Here is a 16,045-nt window from a genome sequence, read left to right on the forward strand (position 1 = left end):
GTGAATACAGCATAAACCCGAACGGGGCTACCCGCACGGTATTGGGCGCGCGAATCGCGACTAGACTGATAAGGCTTGTTATCGGTACATCATCAATTTATACGAAAACTGGCAAGCATGAAAACGCGTGAGACTCCTGCCGCCGCGTCCGGAAAGGACGCATCCTTCCCGGACAAAGCTGAACTCGCGGCATTGCGAAGCTGGTATGCCGGCCTCGATGCCCGCAGCGCCATTGCCCGCTATCTGGGGGAGCGGGCGCCCGGCGAGTCTTCGCGTGGCATCCTGGGGCGCATCCGTCGGCGACTTGTTGTGTTTGCGCAGGCGCGCCATCGCGAGGATCTGGCCGCCGTCTTCGTAACGCGGCCTGCAGCGGCCTCACCCGATGCTGTCGCCCTTGCAATCGAGACCTTGCGCTACCTTGCCGTGCCGGTTCCGCAGATCAGTGACGCGATCGAAACCTGGCTGCCCGCGCGCATCGTTGCGCCCCTGCAGGCGCACGGCATCCAGACGCTGGCAGACCTGACCGTGCGGATTCCCCGGCGCCGCCGGTGGTGGGTGGCCATCCCCGGGCTGGGTGTCGCCGGCGCACATCACATCGAGGCGTTCTTCGCCTCGCATCCCGCGCTGACCGAACGCGCCCGGGCCTTGATCGCCGCAACACCAGTCAATGGTATCGTTCCATGGGAACAGCTGCGCGTCCCCCACGAGGTCGACGGCTCCCAGGGACGGTTTCGCGCACCCCGGGACAGCTGCCTGCTGAAGGCGTCGAACGACCATGAAGCCATTAAGACCTGGCTCGCGCTGCACGAATCGCCGGCAACCAGGCGCACCTACCGCAAGGAAGCCGAACGCCTGATCCTCTGGGCCATCGTCGAGCGCGGCTGCGCGCTGTCGTCGCTGACAACCGACGATGCGATCGCTTACCGCAGCTTCCTGCGACGACCCACACCCCACGAGCGCTGGATCGGACCGCTGCGTCCGCGCCACAGTCCAGAGTGGCGGCCGTTTTGTGGTCCCCTGTCGGCGCGCTCCGCAGCGTGTGCGCTGACGGTGCTGTCCGCGCTGTTCCGCTGGCTTGTCGAGCAGCGCTACGTGCTCGCGAACCCGTTTTCCGGCGTGAAGGTCAAGGCCCACTCGCATCGCGCAGGACTCGATGTGTCGCGGGGATTCTCCGAAGGCGAGTGGCTGCTGGTGCGCGCGCTTGCCGACGGTCTCGAATGGTCCTACGGCTGGAGCGAGGCGGCGGCACAGCGCCTGCGTTTCCTGCTGGACTTCGGCTACGCGACCGGCCTGCGCGCCGGTGAACTGACCGGAGCGACGCTTGGCGACATCCATCCGGACGACCATGGTGTTCAGTGGCTGCACGTGCGCGGCAAGGGCGGCAAGCTGGGCAAGGTCGCACTACCGGCGCTCGCGCGCACCGCACTGGACCAGTATCTCGCGCAGCGCAAGCTGCCGGTAACCTCTGCAAGCTGGAACCCGGTAACGCCGCTCGTTGCGAGCCTCGAGGAAGACGGCACAGGCATCGAAACCACGCGGCTGGGGCGTGTGCTGCGACGATTTTTCGTGCTGGTTGCCGATACGGTCGAGGATGAGCGACCCGCGACGGCCGCAAAGCTGCGATGCGCGAGTCCGCACTGGATGAGGCACACTCACGCCAGTCACGCACTCGCGCGCGGCGCGGAGCTGATCATGGTTCGCGACAACCTTCGGCACGCGTCCATTTCCACGACGTCGACCTATCTGCATGCGGATGAAGTGCTGCGCGCACGACAGTTCGACCAGGCGTTCCGCCCGCGTGAGAAGTAACCTTACGGTCCTCGCGAAGCATCGGATTTGCGTATCGCACATCAGGCGCAACCCGGAGGCCTTCTTTCGCAATAAAATCATCGCTGTCTGTCCATCCCATCTACAGGCCTCATGTATGGCTGGCAGTTGCTCCTGAGGAAAGACAACATGGCACACGAACGTTGCGAGCAATGCGGCAACCCCACACCACCCTGGGACATCATTGACTTCAGCGAGGATGGCAGCAGCTATGCGTCGCTCTGTACTCCGTGCTTCAACGCAACGATCGCCGAATTAACCGGCTTCACCGATTTCGAAAATGCCCGCCTCGAACCGATCAGGATGACTGATTGTACCGGAGAGCCCCATCAGTTCCATTTCCAGCTCCGCCTGCAGGGCACCATGGTTATTCTGGATGCATTCGAGCTTTGCGGGGATCTTCGCTGCGGCTACCAGTTCCAGTTGACCGGCGAACCCGATGACGATGTGTTCGTGCTGCTCGGCCACCTTGTCGAAAGGATCCGTCGCACACTGTCAGTCCGGCACATCGATTTTCAGGAACGCCAGATCATCGACAGCACGGTGCGTGGTCGCATTGACCTGGACGAGGCACAGGACGGGCTTCTGCCGCTCGTCGTGGTCGACGGCAAGGAAGTGACATGGAAGGAATTCGGGCGAATGCTGACGAGCAGGGAAGGATGGCAGTTCAGGCTCGACTTCGTGGACAGCAGTGACGAGCCTTGAGCATTTCGCTCCTGCGGGATTGCTGCCTGGCCGGATAGTGTAGTGACGACCGTCCGGTTGTGCATCGGTTATCAGCCAGCCGGGCGCAATGAGCCTGGGCCCTGTCAGGCGTGCAGTCAAGGAGGTGGTCCTGCGATGGGATATTCGACCCGAACGTTTCTGATCACGCCGGGAGACAACATCCGGAAGATTGGCAGCGCACATCACTGGGACATGCTCCGGGATCCTGACGGTCATCGCCTGCCGGAGTTTGCACACCAGCGCGTCCAGCTCGCAACCCTGACCATCGAGCTGGTGGACCGCAAACCCGTGCATGTGATCGACCGGCATTTCGAGATCGTCACTTTTGATGCGCAAGGCCGCCTGGATGTCAATCAGATGATGCAGCGCGCTGGCGCGATGTTTGAACTCGCGGCTTTCAATCGTGGCCTCAACACGGAGGGTAGTCCTGCGAAGGTTGTCGACGCCACGGCTCGCTTCACCGTGCAAGGCGGCAGATGGAAACCGTCGCCCGCGTTGATCCAGGCGCTTGACGAAGCGGCGCTGGGATTGCGCCGTTGCCCAATGCTTTAGACGAAAACCACATATATCCAATCATGCATAAGCGAAGGCGTTTTGATGACGCCAAGGCTTATGATAGGAATTCACGCTCTTAGGTACCCCAAGATGGGCCTCGACGTCAGCCGCGGCTTTACTGAAGCCGAATGGCTGCTGCTCCGCACGATCGCCGATGGCCTCGAATGGTCCCACGGCTGGAGCGAGGCGGCCGCCCAGCGCCTCCGGTTCCTGCTGGATTTCGCGTACGCGACCGGCCTGAGAGCCAGTGAGCTGACAGGCGCGATGCTCGGCGACATCCGCATCGACGAGCATGGTGATCACTGGCTGCACCTTGTCGGCAAGGGCGACAAGACTGGCAAGGTTGCGCTCCCGGCACTCGCGCGCAGGGCGCCCGATCAGTGTCTGCTGCAACGCCGGTTGCCAGTCACGCGGGAAAGATGGGACCCTGCAACGGTGATCGTGGCCAGGCTCGCGGAAGATGGTGCAGGCATCGAAACCACGCGTCGGAGCCGCGTGTTGCGGCGTTTTTTCGTGCTGGTCGCCGACTCCATCAAGGATGAGCGCCCCGCGATGGCGGAGAAGCTGCGCCGGGCGAGCCCGCACTGGATGCGTCACACGCACACTTCGCATGCGCTCGCGCGCAGGGCCGAGCTGATCATGGCGCGCGACAACCTGCGCCACGCGTCGGTCTCGACCACGTCACCTACCTGCACGGCGACGAGGTCAAACGGGCGAGGCAGCTCGATCATGCTTTTGGTGTCGCCAAGCGCTAGGGACGACGGCTACATGGCCATCAACCCGCCCCCCCATGAAAGCGCCAACTTTACTTCGCAGTCGCCCTAACCAATTGATTTTGCGTAAGAATAATTCTTCAACATCGCGCAAACTCACCTGAATTCGGCGAAGGTTCAACTTTACTTCGCAAAACGCACCAACATTACTTCGGCGGACGTCAGTCGAGCCCACCCTGGCACAAGTACTTGATACTCAAATAATCCTCGAGACCGTACTTCGACCCTTCCCGACCGTAGCCCGATTCCTTGACGCCTCCGAACGGCGCCGCTTCGCTTGCCACCGCGCCCTCATTGATACCAACGATGCCTACTTCGAGCCTGCGCGCGACGCGATCGATCCGACGCACGTCGTTCGTATAGAAGTAAGCAGCAAGTCCGAACGGCGTATCGTTCGCAAGCCGGATGACTTCGCCCTCACTATCGAAGCGGAACAGCGCAGCAACCGGACCGAACGTCTCCTCGCAGCACAACACCATCTGCTCGTTCGCATCGGCCAGAACCGTGGGCGCGTAATAGTTCGGCCCCAACTCGTTGAGCCGCTTTCCGCCAGCGAGAACCCGCGCGCCATGCGCGACCGCGTCGTCGACATGCTTCGCGATCTTCTCGATTGCGCGTTCGTTAATCATCGGCCCTATCTGCGCCTTCGCGTCCGTGGCGGGGCCGACATGAAGCGCGCTGACGCGCGCGGCGAGCAGCGCGGCGAAGCGCTCGAACACCGCACGGTGAACGTAGATGCGATTCGGGCATACGCAGGTCTGGCCGCCGTTGCGGAATTTGGCCGCCATCAGACCGTCGACGGCCGCGTCAAGGTCGGCGTCTTCGAACACGATGAACGGCGCATTGCCGCCCAGCTCGAGCGACAGCTTCTTGAGCGTGCCCGCCGACGCCCTCGCGAGATGCTTGCCCACGGCGGTCGAGCCCGTGAACGTGATCTTGCGCACGCGGTCATCGGCGAGCCAGTCCGCCACGGCGGCGATGCCTTCGTCGCGTGCGGCCGAGATCATGTTGAGCACGCCATCGGGCAGGCCTGCTTCCTGAGCGAGCGCCGCGAGGGCGAGTGCCGTGAGCGGCGTGTCCTCGGCGGGCTTGGCGACCACCGTGCAGCCGGCCGCGAGCGCCGGCGCGATCTTGCGCGCGATCATCGCGAGCGGAAAATTCCACGGCGTGATCGCGGCCACGACGCCAATCGGCTCCTTGATCGCGCTCATGCGCTTGCCGCGTTGCGTCTGCGGAATAATGTCGCCGTGGATCTTCGTTGCCTCTTCGGCGAACCACGCGACGTACGACGCGCCATACGCGACCTCGCCGCGCGCCTCCGCGAGCGGCTTGCCTTGCTCCATCGACATGATGCGCGCGAGATCCTCCGCGTTCTCGATGATGAGCGCGTGCCAGCGGTTCAGCACTTGCGCGCGCTCACGGGGCAGCCTGTCACGCCATGCGGGCAGCGCCCGCGCCGCCGCGTCCGTCGCCGCGCGAGCGTCGGCCGCGCTGCTGTTGGCCACCTGCGCGAGCGTGGCCTGCGTCGCCGGATTCGTCACGGCGTAACGGTTGCCTTCGACGGCGTCCAGCCACTTGCCGCCGATGAAATTCTCATGTCGAAGCATTTCGCCTCGAGTCAACTCCAAGCTCACTGCGCTCTCCTTTCTACAAGGGATATAAATCGTCGAAATCGTCACGTGTCTGAAGCGACCCGCTCTTCCACCGGCAAGGCCTCGGTTTGCGCCCCGCTCGGCTGCCGGTCGAGCCATTGCGCGAAGTGAAGCGCCGTGCGGCCCGTCATGTTGCGGATCTGCGAGCGGCAGCTGAAGCCGTCGCTCACGATCACCGCGTCGCCTTGCAAAGCATCGATCACGGGCACGAGCTCGGACTCGGCCACTTTCTTCGCGAGGTCCGCCGTCTTCTTGTAATACCCGTACGCGCCCGCCATGCCGCAGCAACCCGTGGGCAGCACGGAGCCCCTGCTCGTCGCCTGCTTGAGCAACTGCGTTTCGGCCCTCATGCCACCGCACGCCTTCTGATGGCAATGGCCGTGCACGTGCACGTCCTCGTCGAGTTTCGGCAGCGTGACGCCATGCTCCTGCAACAGTTCGGCGAGCGTCTTCACCGCTTTCGCGAGTGCACGCGCGCGCTCGTCGTTCGGGAACAGCGCGCGCAGCTCGTCGCGAAACACCGAGAGGCAACTCGGTTCGAGCACAACCACGGGCAGCTTCGCGGCGATCACCGGCGACATCCCAGACATGATCGTTTCGAGATTGCGCTTCGCTTCCTCGAGCAGACCCGCGTCGTACATCGGTCGTCCGCAGCAGACCTGCTTGCTCAACAGACGCACCTCGAAGCCCTTCGATTCGAGCACGCGCACGGCGGCTTCCATCACGTCGGGCGTGAAGCCGTTGTTGAACGTGTCAATCCAGAGGAGCACCGGTGTGACTTTCGCGCGAGCAGCGGTATTTTGCGGTCGCGCGAGCAGGCGCTTCGCGAGCGCGCTATTGCGAAACGTCTTCGCGGCGATGGCCGGGAACTTCACGTCCTCGGCCAGCCCGAATTGCGCACTCACCTTGCGGAACGCGGGATTGCGCATTAGCAGGTTCGCGACGCCGCTCACATGCGTCGCCACAGGCAGCCAGTTGCCGATACGGCTGATCATCCCGTCCATCAACGGGCGGCGCTTGTGCTTGTGGTACTCGTAGAGGAAGTGGCTCTTGTACTTCGCGATGTCCACGTGCGTCGGGCAATCGCTGCTGCATCCCTTGCACGCGAGGCAATGATCGAGCGAATCCTTCACGGCTTCGTTCTGCCAGCCGTCCTCGATCACTTCGCCCTTGAGCAGTTCGAACAGCAAACGCGCGCGCCCGCGCGTCGAATACTTTTCCTCGCGCGAGGCGCGATAGCTCGGGCACATCGTGCCGCCGCTCAGCGAACGGCACTTGCCCATGCCGATACAACGCTCCGTCGCGCGCGCAAACGTGTCGGGCTTGCGGAGATCGCCGAACGTGAACGGGCTCGATACATCGACGCGCCGATACGACGGCCCGAGGCGCAGGTGTTCATCCACCGGCATCGCTTCAACCAGCTTGCCCGGATTCATGCGCCCGCGCGGGTCCCAGATCGCCTTGAACGCGCGAAACGCTTCCATCAGTTCCGCCGAGTACATCAGATGCAGCAGTTCGCCCTTGGCCTGACCGTCGCCGTGCGCACCTGAGAGCGAGCCTTCGTACTTCACGACGAGCTTCGCCGCGTCGAACAGAAACTCGCGCCACATACTCACGCCTTGCGCGTTGCGCAGGTCGAACGTGATGCGCGAATGAATGCAGCCATCGCCGAAGTGGCCGTACATGTTGGTCTTGTAGCCGTACGATTCGACAAGCGCCGAGAATTCGCGCAGATACGAGCCGAGATGGCGCGGCTCCACGGCGGCGTCTTCCCAGCCAACCACGGGATCGGGCTTCGACATGTCGTCGCCGATCGAAGTCGCCGAAGCCCCCGTCTCGCGCACCGACCACAGACGCTTCATGAGCGCTGCGTCATCGACCAGGCGAGCGGACGGATTGCCCGGCAGCGAAGTTGCAAGCGCCGCCGCTCGCTGCGCGAGTTCGGTCGCAACCAGCTTGTCGGTTGCGCCGAATTCGACCATCAGCCACGCATCGCCTTCGGGCAGCTCAGCGATGTCGGCCAGCGCGAGACCGCGCTCGCGCAAGCCGCCGACGATGCCCGTGTCGAGCCCTTCCATCGCAATGGGCGAAAGCGGCAACAGTTGTGGCACGCAATCGGCGGCATCGAAGATGGTCGGGAAACCGAACACCACAAGCAAACGATGCACGGGATTCGTCACGAGCATTGTCTTCGCGCGCAGTACGGAAACGCAGGTGCCTTCTGATCCCACGAGCGCGCGCGCGATGTTAAAGCCGTTCTCGGGCAAGAGCTGATCGAGGCTATAGCCCGACACGTGACGCTTGAGCCTGGGGAAACCCTCGCGTATCGCGTCGCCGTATTTTTCCACGAGGCCAAGCAGGCCCGAGACGATTTCCGCGCGGCGACCGCCCGCCGCCAGATGTTCCTTGAGCGCGGTTTCGTCGGTCGGGCCGACCCAGAACCGCTCGCCGTCGTAAGTGAGCACTTCGAGCGCTTCGATGTTCTCCGCGGTCTTGCCCGCCATCACCGAGTGCGCGCCGCACGAGTTGTTGCCGATCATGCCGCCGAGCGTGCATCGGCTGTGCGTGGCCGGATCGGGGCCGAACGTGAGAGCCTTGAGCGCGGCCGCGTCCTTGAGCTGGTCGCAGATCACGCCGGGCTGCACCGTCGCGACGCGGCCCGCCACGTCGATCTCCTCGATCGCCGTGAGATACTTCGACGCGTCGATGATCACGGCCGCGTTGACCGACTGCCCGCACATCGACGTGCCCGCGCCACGCGTGAGCACCGGCACGTCGGCTTCGCAGCAGGCGCGCATCGTTTCGATCACGTCGTCAATATTGCGCGGCACGACGATGCCGATCGGCACCTGCCGGTAGTTCGATGCTTCCGACGCATACGCTGCGCGCGTGCCAGAATCGAAACGGACCTCCGCCTGCGTATTGCGGGCGAGCCGCCGCTGGAGGGCGAGCAAGGCGTTGATATCGTGGCGGGGCAAATCTTTTGCAGAATTCATGACATCACTGGCGTGGGGCGCTTTTTACAAAGATGGCTACAACCGGTACGCTAAACCGTGGCAACGGGCGCGACCGGCGAGCCGACCGCGCGTGGCAGCCTCAGCGGCGGCGCGGTCAACAGAAAGCGGTTGCGGCCGTGCGCGTGCAGCCAGTTGGCGAGTTCGCTCAAATGCCAGAGCTCGCCGAGGTGCACACCAAGGCGGAAAAGGCACAAATCGTGCAGCGGATGCGAGGGATAGTGCTCGTCATCGCACGGCGAGGCCGGGAGCATTTCGACGGCCACGTTATCGGAGATCAGCGCGGCCACGTTCGAATCGACGATCCAGCGGCGCAGCGCTTCGTCGCGGCCATCGAGACCCGCGAAACCATCTTCGAGCGCCTTTGCGTCCTGCGTGCGGTAGACATCGAGCAAGGCCTCGTCCATGCCGGTGCGCAGGCAGAGCATGTCGCCCGCTTCGACGCTGACGTTCTGCGCCTGCATTGCCACCATCAGCTCGCGATAGCCCACTCGCAACGGCCCAGCGCCGAACTGGCGCTTGATGTCGACCATCACGGCGCGCCCTTGCACGCAGCTCGCCGCCATGTTGTCGATGCCGAGGCGATACGCGCCCGGCGCACGATCGATCGCGGGTAATGCCGCCTCACGGTAATCGAGCGGCCCGATGATGTCCTCGCCCGCGCGAAAGCCGTTGTAGAAGCACATTTCCGGCTTGCCGTCGCCGTCGGCGTCGAACCATTGGCCCATGTGCGCGAGGCTGTCCCACTGCGTCGAATACTGCAACGCGAGCGTGACCGTGTCGTCGCAGATCACGTCGGTGAGGCTCGCATTGTCGCGCGAGAGCGGGTAGGTCATGTTGGGCATCTCGCCACGCATCGTCGGTTCGACGCGCGGCGGCGGACGGCGCGGATTCAGCACGCGGTTGCCGGGACAGTCGAGCGGCAGGCTCAGACAAAACGTGCGCCCTTCGCGCACTTCACGCAGGCCTTCCAGCACCTTCGCGGGCGTAATCAGGTTCAGGCGCCCAAGCTGATCGTCGGCGCCCCAGTCGCCCCACGTGGAAGCGTCGGGGCGCCGGGTCCAGCGGCGTGCGGTGGTGTTCATCGACATGTCCCGGTGTATGTTTATTTGCTTGTTTGCCTGTTTGCTACGCGCGTTTAACGCGTTGCATTGCCCGTCGCCAGCATCGGCGCTTCGGCTTCGCTACGCACGGCATGGTCCTGGTTGTCGCCTTCGTTCGCTTCACCGCGCGGCATCCAGCGCGACGTATCGAACACGCTGAACGCGATCAGCAGCAGCGCGCCGCCCGCGATGAACGAGGCCATGCCGAACTTCAGACCGAGCGACGGCGTCACCAGCGCGATCGCATATGGCGCGACCACGCTCACCGAGGTCATCGCATAGCTGATGCCGATGCCCGTCGCGCGTCCTTCCACGGGGAAGCGTCGCGATTGATAGAGCGGCATGATGCCGAACAGACCGTTGGCGAACATGCCCATGCAGAACGCGCCGACGCCGAGCAGGAAGTGACTTTGCACCATCGTGTAGAGCACCGTCGACGGTATCACCACGCCGAGGAACATGCAGATCGTGCGACGCTCGCCGAAACGCGCGGCCGAGTAACCCGACAACGGCTTGCCGATCACCGAGCCCACCGAATACGCGAGCACGAACGGGAAAATCTGGCTCGAATCGAGATGCTGCGTCGTGAGCAGGAAGGTCGGATACAGCACCTGCACGGCCCACAGCATGAAGTTGATCGCGGCCGAAAAGAGCCACGCCTGCAACACGGCCGGATTGAAGATGAACACTTCGCGCGCGCTGCGGCGCACCCCGGCTTGCTGCTCGCGCTCCCAGTCGGGCGACTCGCCCACGTTGCGGCGCATGAAGAGCGTGAGCAGCGCCGGCAGCACGCCGAGGAAGAACATCCAGCGCCAGCCCGTGACGGGAAACAGAAAGTGGAACGCGAGCGCGGCGAGCAGATAGCCGAACTCGTAGCCGGCGACCATGATGCCCGAGGCGAGCGGACGAATCTTCGCAGGCACCGTCTCCATCAGCAGCGCGACTGACGCGGTCCATTCGCCGCCGAAGCCGATGCCGAACAGCACGCGCATCGCCATGAACGACGCGTAGCTCCAGGCGAGGCCGCTCAACCCGGCCGCACACGAGAACCACAACACCGCGGCCATGAACACGACCTTGCGGCCGAAGCGGTCGGCGGCGAAACCCCAGCCAATCGTGCCCGCGACCTTTGCGAAGCCGGTTGCGGTCACGACGAACGCCATCGCGGGCAAGCCCACGTTGAACACCTTGCCCAGATGCGGAATCAGGAACAGCAGAATGGTGAAGTCGAATGCGTCGAGCGCCCATCCGGCCGTCGCGGCGAAGATGATGCGCCAGTTTTCGCGCAGCGCCTGAATGTGCGCGCTCGCCGGGCTTTTCACTGCGAAGTCGTTCATGTCGCGTCTCCTCCTTGCTCGTTATGCGCGGTCTTTCAGTCCGCCATGCGCACGTCCGCGAAATCGCGCGCGAGCTTGCGCGCCGCGTTCGCGAACATCAGGATGTCCACGCCCGTCGCGACGAACGTGCAGCCGAGTTCCAGGTAGTGACGCGCGAGCGCCGGGTCGGACGTGAGCGTGCCCGCCGCCTTGCCCGACGCGACGATCGTGCGGATCGCGCCATCGATCGCCTGCTGCACTTCGGGATGCGTGGCCTTGCCTCGATAGCCCATTGAAGCCGCAAGATCGGCCGGACCGATGAACACGCCGTCGATGCCCTCCACCGCGCAGATCGCTTCGAGATTGCTCAACGCTGTCGTTGTTTCGGCCTGGACGAGCAGGCAGACTTCCTCATCCGAAACATCGAGATAGTCAGAGCGCAGGCTCCAGCGCGACGCACGGCCCACGGCGCTGCCCACGCCGCGCATGCCGTGCGGCGGATACCGCACCGCCGCGACGAGCGCGAGCGCTTCGTCGGCGCTATCGACCATCGGCACGAGCAGATTGCGCGCGCCGATATCAAGCAAACGCTTGAGCAGCGCCGGATCGCCGTTCACCGGACGCACCACGGGCTCGCCCGCATACGGCGCCACGGCCTGCAATTGCGCGAGGATCGTGCGCAGGTCGTTGGGCGCGTGCTCACTGTCTATAAGCAGCCAGTCGAAGCCGGCCGTCGCGCTCACTTCGGCGAGGTACGGGTCGGCCATCGAAAGCCAGAAGCCGACCTGCTTCCTGCGTGCGGCGAGTGCCGACTTGAACGGATTAAGCGCTGAAATCTGCTTGTTCATGAATGTGTGTCTCCTGTGAAGGGTCGCCGAATTGAATGGGTTCCACCTTCCCGAGGAGGAACAGATAGTTGACGATCGCAATGCCGATCAGCGCCGACGAAAACAGCAGCGCGGGCACGAACGAACCGGTCGCCCCGACGATGGCGCCCGTGATGATCGGGCCGACCACGCCGCCGAGATTCGACACCGAGTTTTGCAGGCCCGCGACCATCGAAACGGCATTGGGCGGCGCAACGTCGCCGGGCAGCGCCCAGACCTGCGAAGCCGCGACCGTGGTGCCCGACTTCGCGATGCAAAGCAGCAGCACCGCCACGAGCGCCGAATGCGCGAACGCCGCGAAGCCGATGCTCGACGCCATCACGAGCCCGATCACCAGAAAGAGCTTGCGCGTGGCGGTAAGCGAGAGCTTGCCGCTCGCGAACACGCGATCCGAGGCCCAGCCCGCGAGAATCTCGACGACGATCGACGCGAGCAGCGGCAGCGAAGCCATCCAGCCCATTTGCAGCACGCTCATGCCGCGCTCCTTCATCAGATAGGTGGGCAGCCACGTGATGAAGAAGTACGAGTTGTAGTTGATCATGAAAAAGCCGATGCACATCGCCCATACAGTGCGATGCGCAAAGAGCTTGCGCCATTGCGTACCCGCTGGGCGCTGCGTCGTTTGAGTGGCTTGATCGCTTTCGATATGCGCGAGCTCCGCCGCACTCACACGCCGATGCCTGGCAGGCGAATCGGTGAAGCTCAATTGCCACACGACAAACCACGCGACGCCCAGCAGGCCCGTGAGCGCGAAGGTCATCTTCCAGTCGAACGCGGCCAGCATCCATGCGATCAGCGGCAAGGCGATCGCGCCGCCCAGCTTCGAGCCGCTGTCGAAAATGCCGGCGACCGTCGCGCGTTCGTTGCGCGGAAACCAGCGTGTGGCGATACCGGCGTTGCTCGGGTACGCGCCCGCCTCGCCCACGCCCAGCGCCACGCGCAAGCCGACGAGCGAGCGAAAGCCGCTCGCGAGGCCCGTCATCGCGGTCGCGGCCGACCACCAGAGCACCGCGAAACCCAGCACTTTCTTCTGGCCGAAGCGATCGGCGAGCCAACCGGCCGGCAATTGCAGCAGCGCGTACGACCAGAAGAACGCCGACATGACGATGCCCATCTGTATCGCGTCGAGGTGAAACTCCGACTGAATTTTCGGAGCCGCCGCCGAGAGCACCGTTCGATCGATATAGTTGATCGCGATCGCGGCCCACATGAGGCCCGCCACCCACCAGCGCACCTTCGAGCGGCCTGGCCGCTGAGCAGATCGCAACATCTGCCGTCTCCTTATCTGTTCTATTGATGTCGATGCCACGCGCGTTCAGCTCACGATGCCCATGTGCCAGGGCACGAACTCGTTGTCGCCGAGTCCGAGCCGTTCGCTCTTCGTGCGCTCGCCCGATGCCGAGCGAACGATCAGATCGAAGATGTCTTGACCCATCTCCTCGATCGTGCGCTCGCCGTCGATCACGAGACCGCAGTTGATGTCCATGTCCTCTTCGAGACGCGCGAACATGGGCGTGTTGCTCGCGAGCTTGAGCGTCGGCGCGGGCTTCGAGCCGAACATCGAACCGCGTCCCGTCGTGAAGCAAATGAGGTTCGCGCCGCTCGCGATCTGACCCGTGACGGCGACGGGATCGTAGCCCGGCGAATCCATGAAGACGAAGCCGGCGCGATCGATGGGCTCGGCGTATTCGTACACGGCTTGCAGCGGCGTGGTGCCGCCTTTCATCGCCGAGCCGAGCGACTTTTCGAAGATGTTGGCGAGACCGCCCTGCTGGTTGCCCGGCCCGACCACGCCATTGAACTGACCGTTCTGGCCGCGTGTGTAGCGCTCCCACCACGCGAGCCGGTCGAGCAGCTTTTGCCCGACCTCGGGCGATACGGCGCGGCGCGTGAGCATGTATTCGACGCCGTGAATCTCAGGCGTCTCCGAGAGAATCGCGGTGCCGCCGTGCCGCACGAGCATGTCCATCGCGGCGCCCAGCGCGGGATTTGCGGTGATGCCCGAGAAGCCGTCCGAGCCGCCGCATTCGAGACCGATCTTCAGATGACTGACCGGCACCGGCGTGCGCACGATGTCGTTCGCGGCGGGCAGCATCTCCTGCACGGCCTTGATGCCCGCCTCGATCGTGGCGCGCGTGCCGCCCGTCTCCTGCATCACCAGCGCATGCACGGCCTTGCCCGTCTCGAGCCCCTGTGATTCGAACAGGTCGCCAACCTGGTTGCGCTCGCAACCCAGACCGACGATGAGCACGCCGCCGAGGTTCGGATGCCGCGCATAGCCCGCGAGGGTCCGGCGCAGCACGTCGAAGTGCTCGCTCGGCGAGGACATGCCGCAACCGCTCGTCTGCGCGAACGCGACCACGCCGTCGACGTTGGGATAGTCGCGCAGCCGTTCCGGCGTGAAGTAGTCGGCGATATGGCGAATGACGGTGGCCGAGCAGTTGACCGAAGCGATGATGCCGATGAAGTTGCGCGTGGCGACGCGGCCATCGGGACGCACGATGCCGTTGAACGTCGCGCGCTTTTCGGCCGCGACGTAATCGACGGGCTTCACGTCGAGGCCGAAGCCCGGATCGCGGTCGAAATCGACCAGGGTGATGTTGTGCGTGTGAACGTGGTCGCCGGGCTCGATGTCGCGTGCGGCCACGCCAATCACGGTGTCGTACTTGCGGATGGGCTCGCCCGCCGCAATGCGCCGCGCCGCGACCTTGTGGCCCGCCGCAACCTGCGCGCGCAGGCGAATCGCTTCGCCGTCGATGGAGACAAGGTGTCCGATCGTCAGCGGCTCGCGCGCGATCAGGACGTTGTCGTTCTGGTTGAGCCGGATCAACGGCCCGCTATGGATCTTGTTGGACTGGAGCATTCGCCTGTCTCCGCTGACGATCCGGAGCGGGCGTGCTGACGCTTGCTCCGGTCCCATGCGAGATGATTGCTGGCCGCACCGGGGAACGCGCGGCCATTCGTTCTGGAACCAAGTTACCGGTTACTGTAACCGGTAACATTGATGTCATCGTAGTATAGTTTTGGGATAATTGCCAACATCTTTTTGCAGCAGGAGTCCGCGCGCCCGTGACCAAGACCTCGACAGAATTCGCCCAGCCCGCCGCCGGCACCGCTTCGCGGCGCGCCCGCAAGAACACCGGCCGCGTCACGCTCAGCGATCTGGCCCGACTGACCGGTGTCACCAAGGTCACGGTTTCGCGCGCGCTCAACAACCCCGAACTCGTTTCCGCCGACACACTCGAACGCGTGCGCGAAGCCGTGCGGCAGACGGGCTACACGCCCGATCTGATCGCGGGATCGCTCGCGTCCAATCGCAGCCGCCTCGTCGTGGCGCTGATTCCCGCGATGGCGGGCAGCGTGTTCCAGGAAACCGTCGCCGCGTTGACCGCCGAACTGGAGACGGCCGGCTATCAATTGCTGCTCGGCCAGAGCGGCTACGACGAATCGCGCGAGGAGGCGCTGCTCGACGCGATCATCGGCCGGCGCCCCGCGGGCATCGTGCTCACCGGCGTGATTCACTCAGAGGCGTCGCGGCAGAAGCTGCGCGCGGCCGGCATTCCCGTGGTCGAAACATGGGATATCACACGCTCGCCGCTCGACATGCTGATCGGCTTCTCGCACACGCGCGTGGGCGAAGCGGCGGCGCGCTATCTAAGTGAGCGCGGCGCGCGCCATCCGGCCATCGTCACGCCGGGCGACCGCCGCGCGAAGCTGCGCGCCGAAGCGTTCATCGAGGCGTTCGGCAGCGAGCGCGAGATTCCCGTGGCGGCCACGCCCTCGCCCGCGCACCTCGGCGACGGACGCCGCGCGCTCGCGAAACTGCTCGACGAGTATCCGCAGATCGACGCCATTTTCTGCGGCGCCGACATCATGGCGCTCGGCGTGCTCATGGAGGCGCACGCGCGCAAACTCGACGTGCCGGGGCGCCTCAAGGTGATTGGCTACGGCGACCAGAATTTCGCTGGCGACACGGACCCACCGCTCACGACCATCCGCATCGACGGCACGAAAATCGGCAAGCTCGCGGCTTCCATGCTGATCGAGAAGATCGAGACTGGCACGAGCAAGCGTGCGAAGGTCGATGTGGGTTTCACGTTGATCGAGCGCGGCTCCGCTTGATGCTGGCGCTTCGCGGTTTCCATGCAAAAAGGCCTCGCATCCACTGCGAGGCCTCTTCGTTCATGCCGCC

11 protein-coding genes and 1 pseudogene are annotated in these 16,045 nt (G+C 64.3%); 5 read left to right on the forward strand and 7 right to left on the reverse strand.

Annotated features, from left to right (window positions below; translation table 11 throughout):
- Nucleotides 1–117 precede the first annotated feature (117 nt).
- The 4 genes and pseudogenes from BO1_RS18660 to BO1_RS51655 all read left to right on the forward strand — a co-directional run.
- Nucleotides 118–1,809 carry a phage integrase family protein gene (locus BO1_RS18660; RefSeq protein WP_028218862.1) on the forward strand — a complete coding sequence of 564 codons (1,692 nt, stop codon included), beginning with the start codon at nucleotides 118–120 and terminating at the stop codon, nucleotides 1,807–1,809.
- 147 nt (nucleotides 1,810–1,956) lie between these two features.
- Nucleotides 1,957–2,532, forward strand: coding sequence for a DUF7686 domain-containing protein (locus BO1_RS18665; RefSeq protein ID WP_028218863.1), 576 nt, complete (start codon nucleotides 1,957–1,959; stop codon nucleotides 2,530–2,532).
- Nucleotides 2,533–2,667: 135 nt separating this feature from the next.
- Nucleotides 2,668–3,105: a hypothetical protein gene (locus BO1_RS61230; RefSeq protein WP_043285380.1), complete on the forward strand. Its 438-nt coding sequence runs from the start codon at nucleotides 2,668–2,670 to the stop codon at nucleotides 3,103–3,105.
- A gap of 72 nt (nucleotides 3,106–3,177) precedes the next feature.
- Nucleotides 3,178–3,863: pseudogene (locus BO1_RS51655) on the forward strand (tyrosine-type recombinase/integrase); the annotation flags it as partial.
- Between the two features lie 179 nt (nucleotides 3,864–4,042).
- Here the strand turns inward: BO1_RS51655 and BO1_RS18680 are convergent.
- From BO1_RS18680 to BO1_RS18715, 7 genes are all read right to left on the reverse strand, one after another.
- Nucleotides 4,043–5,488: an NAD-dependent succinate-semialdehyde dehydrogenase gene (locus BO1_RS18680; protein ID WP_043285382.1), complete on the reverse strand. Its 1,446-nt coding sequence runs from the start codon at nucleotides 5,486–5,488 to the stop codon at nucleotides 4,043–4,045.
- A gap of 68 nt (nucleotides 5,489–5,556) precedes the next feature.
- Nucleotides 5,557–8,529, reverse strand: coding sequence for an FAD-binding and (Fe-S)-binding domain-containing protein (locus tag BO1_RS18685; protein ID WP_028218865.1), 2,973 nt, complete (start codon nucleotides 8,527–8,529; stop codon nucleotides 5,557–5,559).
- 50 nt (nucleotides 8,530–8,579) lie between these two features.
- The gene (locus BO1_RS18690) at nucleotides 8,580–9,632 is read right to left on the reverse strand and encodes a cyclase family protein (protein WP_028218866.1); all 1,053 of its coding nucleotides are present in this window, start codon (nucleotides 9,630–9,632) and stop codon (nucleotides 8,580–8,582) included.
- A 53-nt stretch (nucleotides 9,633–9,685) separates the two neighbouring features.
- Nucleotides 9,686–10,987, reverse strand: coding sequence for an MFS transporter (locus BO1_RS51660; protein ID WP_052409512.1), 1,302 nt, complete (start codon nucleotides 10,985–10,987; stop codon nucleotides 9,686–9,688).
- 35 nt (nucleotides 10,988–11,022) lie between these two features.
- The gene (gene hpaI / locus BO1_RS18705) at nucleotides 11,023–11,814 is read right to left on the reverse strand and encodes a 4-hydroxy-2-oxoheptanedioate aldolase (RefSeq protein WP_174490600.1); all 792 of its coding nucleotides are present in this window, start codon (nucleotides 11,812–11,814) and stop codon (nucleotides 11,023–11,025) included.
- Nucleotides 11,789–13,123, reverse strand: coding sequence for an MFS transporter (locus tag BO1_RS18710; protein ID WP_028218868.1), 1,335 nt, complete (start codon nucleotides 13,121–13,123; stop codon nucleotides 11,789–11,791). Before BO1_RS18710 ends, hpaI begins: the two co-directional genes overlap by 26 nt.
- 45 nt (nucleotides 13,124–13,168) lie before the next feature.
- Nucleotides 13,169–14,716: a UxaA family hydrolase gene (locus BO1_RS18715; RefSeq protein WP_028218869.1), complete on the reverse strand. Its 1,548-nt coding sequence runs from the start codon at nucleotides 14,714–14,716 to the stop codon at nucleotides 13,169–13,171.
- A 206-nt stretch (nucleotides 14,717–14,922) separates the two neighbouring features.
- Here BO1_RS18715 and BO1_RS18720 point away from each other — a divergent pair, with 206 nt between their 5' ends.
- The gene (locus BO1_RS18720; protein WP_028218870.1) at nucleotides 14,923–15,975 is read left to right on the forward strand and encodes a LacI family DNA-binding transcriptional regulator; all 1,053 of its coding nucleotides are present in this window, start codon (nucleotides 14,923–14,925) and stop codon (nucleotides 15,973–15,975) included.
- The last annotated feature ends 70 nt before the right edge of the window (nucleotides 15,976–16,045 follow it).

The sequence above is a fragment of the Paraburkholderia oxyphila NBRC 105797 genome (assembly GCF_000685075.1).
Lineage (GTDB): Bacteria > Pseudomonadota > Gammaproteobacteria > Burkholderiales > Burkholderiaceae > Paraburkholderia > Paraburkholderia oxyphila.

Bases quoted from the DNA above. Each gene is read 5' to 3' on its own strand.
- BO1_RS18690 (WP_028218866.1), bottom strand. From the start codon at position 9,632: ATGAACACCACCGCACGCCGCTGGACCCGGCGCCCCGACGCTTCCACG.
- BO1_RS61230 (WP_043285380.1), top strand. From the start codon at position 2,668: ATGGGATATTCGACCCGAACGTTTCTGATCACGCCGGGAGACAACATC.
- BO1_RS18715 (WP_028218869.1), bottom strand. From the start codon at position 14,716: ATGCTCCAGTCCAACAAGATCCATAGCGGGCCGTTGATCCGGCTCAAC.
- BO1_RS18680 (WP_043285382.1), bottom strand. From the start codon at position 5,488: ATGCTTCGACATGAGAATTTCATCGGCGGCAAGTGGCTGGACGCCGTC.
- BO1_RS18710 (WP_028218868.1), bottom strand. From the start codon at position 13,123: ATGTTGCGATCTGCTCAGCGGCCAGGCCGCTCGAAGGTGCGCTGGTGG.
- BO1_RS18660 (WP_028218862.1), top strand. From the start codon at position 118: ATGAAAACGCGTGAGACTCCTGCCGCCGCGTCCGGAAAGGACGCATCC.
- BO1_RS18665 (WP_028218863.1), top strand. From the start codon at position 1,957: ATGGCACACGAACGTTGCGAGCAATGCGGCAACCCCACACCACCCTGG.
- BO1_RS51660 (WP_052409512.1), bottom strand. From the start codon at position 10,987: ATGAACGACTTCGCAGTGAAAAGCCCGGCGAGCGCGCACATTCAGGCG.
- BO1_RS18685 (WP_028218865.1), bottom strand. From the start codon at position 8,529: ATGAATTCTGCAAAAGATTTGCCCCGCCACGATATCAACGCCTTGCTC.
- hpaI (WP_174490600.1), bottom strand. From the start codon at position 11,814: ATGAACAAGCAGATTTCAGCGCTTAATCCGTTCAAGTCGGCACTCGCC.